The sequence below is a fragment of the Desulfosporosinus acidiphilus SJ4 genome (assembly GCF_000255115.2).
GTDB lineage: Bacteria > Bacillota > Desulfitobacteriia > Desulfitobacteriales > Desulfitobacteriaceae > Desulfosporosinus > Desulfosporosinus acidiphilus.
In genome coordinates, this window is the sequence record NC_018068.1 from 4,870,560 (window position 1) to 4,882,289 (window position 11,730).

At 44.0% G+C, this 11,730-nt stretch carries 12 protein-coding genes and 1 riboswitch; of the genes, 2 read left to right on the forward strand and 10 right to left on the reverse strand.

Translation table 11 applies throughout. The features are described from left to right. Nucleotides 1-14: 14 nt before the first annotated feature. The 7 genes from DESACI_RS24670 to scfA form a co-directional block, all read right to left on the reverse strand. The gene (locus DESACI_RS24670) at nucleotides 15-161 is read right to left on the reverse strand and encodes a hypothetical protein (RefSeq protein ID WP_014829478.1); all 147 of its coding nucleotides are present in this window, start codon (nucleotides 159-161) and stop codon (nucleotides 15-17) included. Between the two features lie 200 nt (nucleotides 162-361). Continuing rightward, the gene (locus tag DESACI_RS22240; protein ID WP_014829480.1) at nucleotides 362-1,516 is read right to left on the reverse strand and encodes a S1C family serine protease; all 1,155 of its coding nucleotides are present in this window, start codon (nucleotides 1,514-1,516) and stop codon (nucleotides 362-364) included. Between the two features lie 21 nt (nucleotides 1,517-1,537). After that, nucleotides 1,538-2,347 (reverse strand): MBL fold metallo-hydrolase, encoded by an 810-nt coding sequence (locus DESACI_RS22245; RefSeq protein WP_014829481.1) that lies wholly within the window; start codon nucleotides 2,345-2,347, stop codon nucleotides 1,538-1,540. A gap of 83 nt (nucleotides 2,348-2,430) precedes the next feature. Next, nucleotides 2,431-3,129 (reverse strand): tetratricopeptide repeat protein, encoded by a 699-nt coding sequence (locus tag DESACI_RS22250; protein WP_014829482.1) that lies wholly within the window; start codon nucleotides 3,127-3,129, stop codon nucleotides 2,431-2,433. A gap of 74 nt (nucleotides 3,130-3,203) precedes the next feature. Continuing rightward, entirely contained in the window at nucleotides 3,204-5,138 is a 1,935-nt protein-coding gene (locus DESACI_RS22255; RefSeq protein ID WP_014829483.1) for a molybdopterin-containing oxidoreductase family protein, read from the reverse strand. A gap of 170 nt (nucleotides 5,139-5,308) precedes the next feature. Further along, on the reverse strand, nucleotides 5,309-6,763 hold the full coding sequence (gene scfB, locus DESACI_RS22260; RefSeq protein WP_014829484.1) for a thioether cross-link-forming SCIFF peptide maturase: 1,455 nt from the start codon (nucleotides 6,761-6,763) through the stop codon (nucleotides 5,309-5,311). Nucleotides 6,764-6,856: 93 nt separating this feature from the next. Beyond that, nucleotides 6,857-6,997, reverse strand: a complete 141-nt coding sequence (scfA, locus tag DESACI_RS23940) for a six-cysteine ranthipeptide SCIFF (protein ID WP_014829485.1) — start codon at nucleotides 6,995-6,997, stop codon at nucleotides 6,857-6,859. Nucleotides 6,998-7,200: 203 nt separating this feature from the next. After that, a riboswitch (M-box (ykoK) riboswitch) is annotated at nucleotides 7,201-7,366 on the forward strand. Nucleotides 7,367-7,570: 204 nt separating this feature from the next. Between scfA and DESACI_RS22270 the strand changes: the two genes are divergently transcribed. Further along, the gene (locus DESACI_RS22270; protein WP_014829487.1) at nucleotides 7,571-8,872 is read left to right on the forward strand and encodes a magnesium transporter; all 1,302 of its coding nucleotides are present in this window, start codon (nucleotides 7,571-7,573) and stop codon (nucleotides 8,870-8,872) included. Nucleotides 8,873-9,151: 279 nt separating this feature from the next. Here the strand turns inward: DESACI_RS22270 and DESACI_RS22275 are convergent, their stop codons facing one another. From DESACI_RS22275 to DESACI_RS22285, 3 genes are all read right to left on the reverse strand, one after another. Continuing rightward, on the reverse strand, nucleotides 9,152-9,304 hold the full coding sequence (locus tag DESACI_RS22275) for an aspartyl-phosphate phosphatase Spo0E family protein (RefSeq protein WP_014829488.1): 153 nt from the start codon (nucleotides 9,302-9,304) through the stop codon (nucleotides 9,152-9,154). Nucleotides 9,305-9,428: 124 nt separating this feature from the next. Next, on the reverse strand, nucleotides 9,429-9,887 hold the full coding sequence (locus DESACI_RS22280) for a MarR family winged helix-turn-helix transcriptional regulator (protein WP_014829489.1): 459 nt from the start codon (nucleotides 9,885-9,887) through the stop codon (nucleotides 9,429-9,431). 149 nt (nucleotides 9,888-10,036) lie between these two features. Beyond that, a complete protein-coding gene (locus DESACI_RS22285; protein ID WP_014829490.1) occupies nucleotides 10,037-11,053 on the reverse strand; it encodes a metallophosphoesterase family protein in 1,017 nt (338 codons plus the stop codon). Between the two features lie 329 nt (nucleotides 11,054-11,382). Between DESACI_RS22285 and DESACI_RS22290 the strand changes: the two genes are divergently transcribed. Beyond that, on the forward strand, nucleotides 11,383-11,658 hold the full coding sequence (locus DESACI_RS22290) for a hypothetical protein (RefSeq protein ID WP_041276178.1): 276 nt from the start codon (nucleotides 11,383-11,385) through the stop codon (nucleotides 11,656-11,658). Nucleotides 11,659-11,730: the final 72 nt, after the last annotated feature.

Below are 11,730 nucleotides of genomic sequence, written 5' to 3' on the forward strand. Positions count from 1 at the left end.
CTTTTTGTTCCTATTTATCCTTGTTCTAAATAATACCGCATAGCCGGCAAGAGTTCAACTTTAAGCTCTCCAGAGCGAACCTCTGATTGCTGAGTGAACGCTATGGGGAAGCTACGCAGCAGCATGGGGTCGAATAGTAGAAAAAACAGAAGGCTATTCATATTCATGCCCCCTGTCTTTCTTCTGTGGCCCGAACGTATAATTCGGCTAATTACTCTTCCGAAGCACCAGTTCACCAAAGCAGCTAAGAGACCGCTGGTCACGACGATAAGCGGACGAGCTTATCGCCACACTGCAACTTTTGACGCATACTCTTGCAGTGTGGATTGACCGAGTGTCTCTGGAGCCATGGACCATCACTTTATTGCGTTTTTATTTCAGTCAGAGTAACAGATACATCCAGATTTTTATTTTTACGGAATATTGTAACGGTTACCTTATCGCCCGCTTTATATTTGAACAATTCGTGGGTTAATTCCAAAGAACTCTTAACTTCTTTGCCGTTAATCTTGGTGATAACATCCCCTGCTATAATTCCGGCACGCTGGGCCGGTCCCCCCAGAACGACTTTGGAAACGTAGGCTCCGGCAGGCCATCCTCTTTGACTGGCATACTCCGCCGTATATCTCGGATCAATTTGAACGTTCAGGCCCGCATGGCTTGCGTATCCTTTCTCAATCAATTGCTCAATAGTCGGCAAAGCATCTGAAATAGGAATCGCAAATCCCATTCCCTCAAAACCTTGTTCCTGATTTTTGGCTGAATTTATGCCGATGACTTGACCTTGATAGTTTACAAGGGGCCCCCCGCTGTTTCCGGGATTAATAGCGGCATCTGTCTGAATAAGGTTAAAACTTGATTCGCCGGGAATATCTAAGATACGATTGGTTGCCGATACGACTCCCGCCGTAACTGAACGGGCAAATTCCTGCCCACCCGGGTTACCGATAGCTACCACCGGTTCTCCAACTTGAAGTTTGTTGGAATCCCCTTCTTGGGTTGCCGTTAATTTGCTGGTATCACTAATCTGAACCACAGCCAAATCCGTACGATCATCGGCACCAACCAGCTTGGCATTGAGGTTGCGCCCATCGGCCAGACTGACCACCAGTTTTTCCGCCCCCGTCACAACGTGATTATTGGTAACGATATAGCCGTGCTGCGCATCAATAATAAAGCCTGAACCGCTGCCTGCTTCTGTTAAACCGCCGCCGCCAAACAACGAGCCTTGAGATTGAAAATTGGCAATCCCTACAACAGCCGGTCCAACTGCTTTCGCGATCTGCACCACCGGAAAATTAGTCGTGCTGTCCGTTTTGACCACTGGGGTTGTCCCCTGGGCATTCAAAATAACCTGATTCGCAGGTGCTGCTTGTTTATTACCATACACAGAAGGAATTAAAGCAACTGCGATAAATCCCCCGATTGTTGCACTAATTATTGCGATAACCAGCGTCGAAAGGAAGTTGGGCCTCCTTCTCTTAGAGTAATCATTTTGGTCATTATAATAACTCATAGATACCCTCCTTACGCTATATTATTCCCGTAAAATAATGAGTTCATGCGGAGTATGGCGAGGAGCAACATGCACTTTCACTTCAGGGCATTTTTGGGAAACCTTCGCTGCACTGAGAATATCCAAGACTGTTGATAAGGCTATCTCGGGAGTATTATTTTCCTCACTCAAATGAGCTAACACGATTCGTTGGGTATTTTCCTGAATCCACTCTGTGAGCCCCTCAGCCATTTGGGAGTTTTCCAGGTGTCCATAATGCCCGCTGATACGTCGTTTTAAATAGGCAGGATAAGGGCCGTTATGCAGCCGCTCTTCATCGTAATTTGCTTCAACAACCAGCCCATCGCAGCCTCTTAAATGCTTTTGCATACCCTCGGTAATTCTGCCGCTGTCGGTAGCTATTCCAACCACAAGGTGACTCTTCCCATCTTTGGGGGGCCGGACAATCTTTAACCCATAGCTTTCCCGGCTGTCATGTGAGGTGGGATAAAGCAAGACATCGAGCCCAGCACAGCTAAAAGAAGTACTAATTTCCCTACGCTGATTCTCGGCAAGTTTTCCTAAAGAATGGCTCATAGCCTTCCATAAGCCGGCTGTAGCATAAATCGGGATATTTAGTTTCCTTGCCAGAATGCCTACTCCCCGAATATGATCAATATGTTCGTGAGTAACAATGATTCCTTCAATCTCTGATCCGGCAATATCTATTTGAGAAAGGTTGGCCAGGAGACTCTTGCCGCTTATTCCGCAATCAACCAACAAATGTCTGTGTCCCTCGCCCACAAGAATTGCATTTCCTGAACTTCCGCTTGCCAAGGTTGTAAAATGCAAGAATCATCTCCTCCATCCGGTGTTTATAATTCTCTGCAGAAATTTTCTTTATAACTGAACCGCATCCGATGATGGAAATATAGCTACTTGCCCGTAGGCGAAGGAGTTGAAGCACCGTTTTTTAGCGCTGGATTTGGATTTGTAATACCGTTAGCAGCCGTATTAGACCCTTTCATTTGACTTTGAGCCTGACTGATCATGGCAGCAATTTGATCCTTCACTGTACCAGTGGGAGCTGCCTTCTGAGCCTTTTGCCATTGTGCGACAGCCCCTGCCAAATCGTTTTTGGCATAGGCGAGAAATATGCCATAATTCACTAAGCCATTAACAAAATCCGGCTTAATGCTTAAGGCTTCTTGATACGTCGTTTCGGCTAAACCATTTTGCCCGCTTTTAAAGGCTGCTGTTGCCATGTCAACCATAACATTGGGATCCTTATTTATCTTAAGAACATTCTGATAGGCTTCCACCGCATGTTTATAATTTTCAGCAGCCTCAGAGGGCGCTGCTGTTTCCGCCGCCGAACCCGCATCATAATATTCATTGCCAAGATCTGTTTGCAACGCAATATTGCTCGGATCCTTCTTAGCTCTCTCGGCCAAATCCGCCAAGCGGGCCTTCGCAGCCTGATAATCCGCAGCAACGGAATTGCCTGCCGAGTTCTGATTCGGAACCTGAATTCCGCTGCTGCCAAAAAACATAGCAAAGCCCGAACCTACCATAGCAATCGTGATAAGACTCACCAGAATGATCGCAAATCCCCGTTGTTTACCTTTCCTCACACCTCATACCTCCCGCCGCCAAATCCTATCATCCAATTATTGTAACACATATACTTCTTCTTCCCAAACAGCGATCAATCTAAATACCACTTTCGGATTTGACAGCGCATCTCGTAGTAACAAGTACTTTCTCCTATATCAGAACATTTGCCAAGAATCAATTGATTAACTCCCAACCCTTCGGAGGTTGTTCCTTCAGGAAGAACTACCGTTTCAGGATGAATATCTTCAGATAAAACGACTGCGGCAACAAGCTGACCGTATGCAGTCTCCACGATGGCCTGATCACCGTGATTGAGGCGGAATTTCTCAGCTAAATCTGGATGGAGGAAGACCTTAAAACCCTCGTCCTGATGAAACTGAGAATGCATAGCATTGCCGGGATGAGGAGTGAGCAGATGGTAAGGGAATTCAACTGCTTCTCCCAGGTCTGCCAGATCTAGCTCTGAAGAGAGTTCGATTTTCCCGCTGGGAGTTTTAAAATCCTTGTTCTCCCAGGCAACTTTAGGTATATAGGGAGCATAGACCGGTCCTTGAGCAAGCTTATCAAGAGAAATCTCATACGTTTCACTTAACGGTTGGAGGACAAATTCCAGCCACTCTCTGGACGAAGCATAGGGAAAATCCTTTTCTATCCCCAATCTCTTCGCCAACTCTGTGAAGATCACAGGCTCTGCCTGGACTTCTCCCTGGGGCTCAAGGACTTTTTGAGCATAATGAATTAGGGGACTCCATGAGGTTTTAACTAAATCCTCTTCTTCAAAAATTGTCGCTGCCGGCAGAACTAAATCCGACTGACGAGCTGTTTCCGTTAAAACAGTATCTATAACGACCTTAAAGGGAATCTTCCGCCAAAGATCTCGCCAAAGCTGAGAGTTTGGCTGTTGAACCAATGGATTGGAACGGGTCACCACTGCCAGTTGAATAGCCGGATCTGCCTTCAGGAGTTCCTCTGCAAGTATCGGGTGGGGGTAAGTTCTTGACCGATAGCGTTCGGGAGGAAGCAGCACAGAATTCATTTTTCCCTGATGGTACTGATGGGCATAATGCACTCCTGCACCTGCCCAGCCAATATTTCCGCTGATAGCCGCCAAGCCGTCAATAGCCCGAACCGCATTTCCCCCTTTGATATAGCGCTGAAGCCCGTAGCCTAAAATAATGGACACGGGGCCAGCATGACTCACGGCTCTTGCCAGCTGGGTCAACTGAGTGACGCCGACGCCTGTTATAGCTGCCACTTTCTCGGGGAAAAACTCCTTGGCTCTTCTCGCAAACCCTTCAAATCCCTGGATATAGTTTTGAATAAAGAGAGTATCCTGCCAGCGTTCGCGCAAAATAATATGACTTAAGCCTAAGGCTAAGGCCCCGTCCGTACCGGGCCGAACCTGATAATACTCATCTGCGAACTCCGCACTCTTAACTCGAATTGGATTGATCACTAGGACACGGGCTCCCCGCTTCTTAGCCCCCAATAAATGGGGGATAAGATGAACATTTGTTACCGCCGGGTCTCTTCCCCAGAGCACAATAGTCTTGGCATCTTCTAAATCCTCCCACGAATTAGAAAAAACCCCGCCAAAATCTAATTCTTGAGCCTGGTAACCGGCTCCCCAGCACATACTCCCCCGAGGTTCCGTAACACCGCCCAAGGCTTGGAAAAACCTTTGGTCCAGTTCCCGGAGAACGCCATTGCTGCCATAATCGTAATGATGAAAAATCCCCCAAGGCCCTACATCATCCAATGTTTTTTTAATCGCTTCCGTCAGGAGAAGGTAAGCTTGATCCCAACTCACCCTTTCCCACCGCTGCCCTTGCCTTAAGAGGGGAAATTTCAAGCGATCCGGCGAAAAGACACGTTTTCCTAACGCCTGACCTTTAGAGCAGATAAATCCCTTCGTAATATTGTTTGCGGGATCCCCCTTGATAAGAAGACTATTTTCCCTCTTCTCAACCAGAAAAGCACATCCATCAGGACAATTTAAGGGACACGCTGAACGTACCATCGTCATAACTAGTTCCTCCCAATATCCGCCTTAACAACGAACCACAGGAATAAATATCCCTCGGTCTCTTGACAGCCATCCTTGGTTTCAGAGACTGAGGCCAATCCACACTGCAGGAGTCCGCGTATCGAGTTGCAGTGTGACGATAAGCTTGTCCACTTATCGTCATAACCAGCTTAATTTTGTTGGATTTCTTTAATCTTAACGTACAAAGCCACTTCTAAACGTTTTCTTTGCAGCTTACAGCCAAGATCGTAAACCTCATTAAGTTTCTGGGTAAAAGCCACATTCGCCGCGTGGCATCCCCCACTGCAGGCAAATCGGGCCCAGCATTCCTGGCAAGACGATTTAGCATAGATGTTCGCCGCCCGGAACTCGCGAACCAAATCTGCCTTAAGATCTAAGGGATCTTGATCGTAAAGGGAACCAAGTTTGAAGGCCTCTTGTCCGACAAATTGATGACAAGGATAAAGATCCCCCTCAGGAGAAATAGCCACATATTCGTGACCTGCCCCGCAGCCCGACAACCTTTTATGCAGGCAGGGGCCATGATCAAGAGCAATATTAAAGTGGAAAAAATTAAAACCCTGCCCCTGTGACTTCCGTTGGAGAATGGCCTCGCCTAAGCGGTCATAAGATTCATAGATTTTATTTAAATCTCCTTCCTGAAAGGCATAAGGATCCTCCGGCCCTGCCACCACGGGTTCAACAGAAATTTGCTGAACTCCTAGATCAGCCATGTGTAAGACATCCCGGTCAAAATCGCAATTAAAATGAGTATAAGTACCTCGCACATAATAATAGGTTCCCAAAGCATAGGGGGAACTTTCCGGCCTCAAAGCTGTAAATTGTTGGATTCGCGGCACAACTTCATGATAGCTTCCACGTCCGTCAGCATGGGGCCGCATTCGGTCATGGATTTCCGGACGACCGTCGAGACTTAAAACGACACTAATCTCCTCTTGCTCCAAGAAATTCTGAATTTCTTCATTGAGCAAGACACCATTGGTAGTTAAGGTGAATTTAATAGTTTTGTTTTGAGCCTTTGCGGCTTTTTTTCCGTAATCAACCAAGGCTTTAACAACACCAAAATTTATCAGGGGTTCCCCTCCAAAGAAATCTACCTCGCAATGGTTTCTATGTTTTGATGCTGCTAAGACAAAGTCAATTCCCCGTTTGCCCGTCTCCAAATCCATTAATGTCCTGTTGCCTCCAAAGGCTCCGGTTCCGGCAAAACAGTATTCACAGCGCAAATTACAGTCATGAGCAACATGAAGGCAAATTGCTTTGACAATAGGCTTTTCTGGATATGCGGGAATAATCCGTTCTGTTTCTTGAGAAAACAGCGTCCCTTCCTGGCGAAGTTCTTCCAGTTCGTATAAAATTTCCGAGAATGTTTCTTTATCCCAAAGTTTTCCCTCCAATCTAAGAGCTTCTTCCAGTCCTTCCTGGGAAAGCCGGCTCTCTTTCTTGTTTAAGTCTTCCATAGTTCTTAAAATGTTAAAGGTCTCTTCATCCAGCAGATGTATCGAGCCTGAGTTGACATCGTAACCGATCAATAAGTCTCCCTGCCGGAAACAATGAACATTCTTTTTGAAATCGTATCCTGCCAATTCCTTAAAATTAAACATTATCGTCCTCTCTCTCGCTTCTTAGTATAAATAGAACAGAACCCAGCCCGAGAAGGATTGGGTTCTGAGATCATGTACAAATTCAGAGCAACATTATTTAACACACACTTGGTTACCAACCGTGCATGAAGTTTTACATGCAGATTGGCAAGAGGTCTGACAATTTCCGCAGCCCCCAGTTTTAACAGTAGCACTTAGGTTTGCTTTAACAATCGTCTGAATGTGTTTTGCCATTCAAACACCCTCCTCTCGAATCGTACGTCATAATCCGTTTTTGATTATATCATAAGGACAAGAGAAAAGGCAAAAGTTCCAAGCATTAAGTATCATCGAGAAATCACAAGCAATCCTGATTAATTAACGGAGATAGAGTGAATATCTAATTTGAAGCAAAAATCTTGACGAATTTGATGAGTTATACATATAATGGAGTAGACATGAATCTCTGTTAGGTGAGGCTCCTGCATATACATAAGCCACTGCCCAGAAATGTCGAGAGACGCCAATTGGGTAGAACAGGTATTGCCGGCATAAGGTTTTACTTAATGTGGCTGAGATAACTCTACGCTATGCAGTGCTAAAACTCAACGAGAAGGGAGGTCACAATGTTACCCATGACCTTCTGTATTAGTATAGAGGTCTTTTTTATACTTCAGAACTGTACGAAATATTCTATTTTAGGGAATATTAAGGAGGTGGTTTTATGGGTTCTGGCCCTTATCATTTGTGCACTTGTATTTTTCTTAATCCTCAAAGGAGTCTTTTCGCCCAAGGCGCCAGACTCCGACACTAAAAGGAGGGAAGCAAATGAGCGACGTAAAAGTATTAGGTGAGTTTTTCTTCAGCCAGTTATCCAATAAACCAATCTGGGATGTTCAAGGTCGCTGCATCGGTCGATTACATGACCTTGCCATGCGTTGGGATAATCTCTCACCTCTGGTTACAGGCATTCGCTATGCCAAAAAAATCCCCGCGCTTATTCCGATCCAATGGGTCGAATCCTGGGATGCAGAGGGCCTTCACTTAAATACAACCTTTGATCAGCAACAAACCTGCCCTTTGCATGATGATGAAACATTTATTGGAAAATGGCTCTTAGATAAACAAATTATTGATCTTGAAGGTTCAAGAATCGTACGCGTCAATGATATTTCTTTGTCCTGGGTCTCTCGCGATAATCACCAGTTCGTTGTTTTAGTCGCGGTAGACATTGGAGTCCGCGGCCTGTTTCGCCGCTTAGGTATAGAGTTCTTATTGAAAAGTATTAGGAATAACTTTGTAGGCTGTCAATACATCAAACCTCTGGAAAACAGAACTTCCTCTCTCCAACTAACTCGGGAAAAAGAGCAGCTCCGCCAACTTCACCCTGCAGACATTGCAGACCTTATTGAGGAAATGGATTACAAACAAAGAGCTAACTTTCTCGAATCTCTTGACTCTCAGCAGACCATTGATGCCTTATCAGAAATGGAATTAGACACCCAAGTTGAAATGATTTCCCAGATGGATGAAGAACGTGCCTCCGACATCCTCGAAGAAATGCCTGCTGATGAGGCTGCCGATATCCTGAGTGTTTTATCCGCGGAGAAATCAGAAGAACTTCTTCGCCTCATGGAATCCGATGATGCCGAAGATGTTCGTGAACTGATGCAATATGAAGAGGAAACTGCCGGTTCTCTGATGACGACCGAATACATCGGCTTACCTGTCTGGCTGACCGCCGATCAGGCTATTAATGAATTAAGGCGCCTTGCTCCTGAAGCAGAAACCATTTATTATCTCTATGTTATTGACGAGCAAGAGACTCTCGAAGGTGTGCTCTCGCTCCGAGAACTTATCATTGCCGCTCCCCATACCCCGCTTAGTGAGCTTATGCATACGAAAATTGTCAAAATATCCCCCTTTGTTGATCATGAAAAAGTGGCTGAAATTATTCACAAATATGGTCTGCTTGCCGTCCCTGTCGTCAACGATCAAGATCAGGTCTTGGGTATCATCACCGTTGACGACGTTTTGGAGTTATTAATGCCGGATCGTCCGCGTGCAGAGATACACTCTAGCTTAATTGCACGCCGGCGGCTGCGGGCGAAGGGAGGGCATAGCGAATGAACCGCAGAGAACGAATAGGACTATTCCTCGCTGTAATGGGGCCTGGGATTCTTACCCTTCTTCTGCTCGTTTGCTTTTCAGGATGCTCGGCATAGTTTAGTTTTCGAAAATCAATAATGTTTTAATTAAAGCAAGGGCCAATATTGCTGTTTCGTTTGAGCAATACTGACCCTTGTAAATTTCTCTTTCCCGCAGCCTCTGGTGAACGTGATGATGCCGCTGCGGCATAGAGGTTTGATTGTATAAAGGAAACTCCGCTTGTGCCATAAAGCTTTAGGCCTACGAAGCCAAACTTCTCAAATCTTGCATTAGATAATACTCGTTAAGTAACCTATCCAAACATTGACTCATCGTCACAATTTCCGGATCCGTCAGACTTCTACTTTCTGCGGAGTCATTTAATTTTCTACGAGCATCTTCAATTAAGGACATCAGGGCATCCATTCTGACACTTGCACCTCTTTTTCACAATAAGAACCTGAAAAAAACAAATAAGTTTACGCACAATCCCTTTACTGGTATATTTTAGTATATTGTGCTAAAAAATGCAAGCCCTTTAATAGTCTGTTCCACGATTCTTAAGGTAATTTAGCACAGAAGACAAGATTCGTATTAATTCCTTACTGTCATGCTCCCCAAGATAATCAGTTAAACCCTTTAAAAAGCAGAAATGATCAGACCTCATTGCTTCAATAATCTCCTTGCCTTTTTGTGTTGCCCGAACAAGCACAACACGTCTGTCCGTTGGTTCGGCAAGTCGTTCCAAATATCCCCGTTCTTCCAGTGAATTAATAATATGAGTAACCCCTGCAGGTGTTATTTGAAGCTGAAAGCTCAAGTCTGACACTTTAATCCCCCTGGGATCAGTTTCTGTACATAGAATTATGTTGTGAAGCAAAGTAAATTCACTGGGTCTGATAGCATGCGAAGATCTGACCTGCCCTCCAATTCTCCTGAATTGAGTCATTGTGCGATCCATTTCCTGCACTAAAGCTTCAGTTTCATCGTTTTTCATGTTTTATCACCTAATCCCAAAGGATCTCATTAGTTAGTAATTATCTAATACAGGTATAGATTTGTCAAGGCAATACCCCTGAGCAAAGCTTAAAAGCTTTGCCAGGGGCTTTAAAATCTTTTGCTTCTAAGGTCATGATCCTTAGGGGTTTACGTTGCCATGGGCACGTTAATCTCTGCGCCACTAATCCAATCCCGTGTTAAATATTCTTTGCCCCTGATAACTACTTTTTCATCATATACATCCACAACAAAACCAGGAGCTGAATTCAAAATATGATGCCTTTTTCTGTCAATTGGATAGGCTAAAGAAGAACTGTTGACAATATTATAATTTTCCTTACTGACCATATTAATATAATCAATCTTGAAATGAGTATGCCCGTTAAAAAGTATGACCTCGGGATGTTGCGATAAAATGTCATTTAACCTTCTCCATTGTATAACATAACCACGCTGTAATCCACCTAGGGTTGTGTAGGGAATTGGTTGATGGAGAAAGACAAAGACCGGTTTAGACGGTTTTTGCTCAATGCTAAGCGCACTTTCGAGCCAGTCAAGTTGGGTACTCGATAAAAAGGCCGAATCCAAGTACCTTCTATCACTCATCCGTGATTTTTCTGTCCCCAAGAAAAGGAAATGGAAACCCTTAATCCAAGTATCACTATAAATCTTATCGCGTTTGGCAAATGTCAGAAAGCGGTTAACTGCTTGATCTTCCGTTTCATCGTTAGGAAATGTTCTTGGTGACCAAAATCCATTTTTGTAAAAGCTACCATAAAATTCATGGTTGCCAATGGTCCAAAAAATCGGATAATCAATCACCATTTTATGCCTTAATAGTTCATGGTTAAGCAAGTTATAATCACGTTCCACACCGTCACCAAGATCACCAACCACCACCATCGCATCCGGTTTTGAATAAAAATTATCCTGAAGTAAGGCAGAAAAATGATGTATTGCATTTAACCGTCCAATGTGAATATCACTGACTACAACAAAAGACAATTTGCTAGTTTGAGTATTTGGGATATCCTGAGTATCTGCAGTTTGTTCTGCTTTAAATAATTGGGAAACAGCGACTTTAGGCAACATTAAATTCCAAGATAGTAACGATCCGGCCCCAAACCCCGCCAAACTTTTCAAGAAATCCCTTCTTGTTGGCATATCGTCGCTCCTAACTATCTTACTATTCTGATATTTTATGTTAAATTCAAGTTACGTGAAACCTCCACATAAGATTCAGCTTTATTGCCCATATTATCACATATTTCGACCTATTACTACACCCTTTATCTGGTTCCTTCCCGTGTTTAACTAATAAAAACTTTAATATTAAATTATACCTTTTACCTTTTAATGAATCCCAATAAGACTATAGTCCTAAAAAGAGCGGGACAATTTACTCATTTTATCCTATGTATTCAAAACATCAGAGGATTTCAGAATGTTTAGGAGAATAGTTTACTAACCGTTGACCTCAGGAGGTACTGTTTATGGTTGACCTTAATAATCTTGACAAGCAATGCCCCAAATGTTCTGGCTTAGGCAGGATGGAGAACCCGGCATGGATAAAGTTCTGGACTAAAGATTGGTTTCGAGCATTGGATACGGAAGCACTTTATACTGATTCCAAAAACAAAGAACTTCGTCAACCTTCAGAGCCAATGTTTTTTATTTGTAAAGAATGTCATGGCAAAGGGAAAGTCCTTACAGACGAAGGAAAACGCTTAATTGGATTTATTAGGTTTTGGATTAATCCCAATTATTAATCTCGTCATCCCGATCGTCTCCAGCGAAGAGTATCGCACGTGTTTGGCTACAGAGACACTTGGTCAATCCAC

Excerpts from the sequence above, each read along its gene's own strand:
- DESACI_RS24670 (WP_014829478.1), bottom strand. The coding sequence starts at position 161 with ATGAATAGCCTTCTGTTTTTTCTACTATTCGACCCCATGCTGCTGCGT.
- DESACI_RS22240 (WP_014829480.1), bottom strand. The coding sequence starts at position 1,516 with ATGAGTTATTATAATGACCAAAATGATTACTCTAAGAGAAGGAGGCCC.
- DESACI_RS22255 (WP_014829483.1), bottom strand. The coding sequence starts at position 5,138 with ATGACGATGGTACGTTCAGCGTGTCCCTTAAATTGTCCTGATGGATGT.
- scfB (WP_014829484.1), bottom strand. The coding sequence starts at position 6,763 with ATGTTTAATTTTAAGGAATTGGCAGGATACGATTTCAAAAAGAATGTT.
- scfA (WP_014829485.1), bottom strand. The coding sequence starts at position 6,997 with ATGGCAAAACACATTCAGACGATTGTTAAAGCAAACCTAAGTGCTACT.
- DESACI_RS22270 (WP_014829487.1), top strand. The coding sequence starts at position 7,571 with ATGAGCGACGTAAAAGTATTAGGTGAGTTTTTCTTCAGCCAGTTATCC.
- DESACI_RS22275 (WP_014829488.1), bottom strand. The coding sequence starts at position 9,304 with ATGTCCTTAATTGAAGATGCTCGTAGAAAATTAAATGACTCCGCAGAA.
- DESACI_RS22280 (WP_014829489.1), bottom strand. The coding sequence starts at position 9,887 with ATGAAAAACGATGAAACTGAAGCTTTAGTGCAGGAAATGGATCGCACA.
- DESACI_RS22285 (WP_014829490.1), bottom strand. The coding sequence starts at position 11,053 with ATGCCAACAAGAAGGGATTTCTTGAAAAGTTTGGCGGGGTTTGGGGCC.
- DESACI_RS22290 (WP_041276178.1), top strand. The coding sequence starts at position 11,383 with ATGGTTGACCTTAATAATCTTGACAAGCAATGCCCCAAATGTTCTGGC.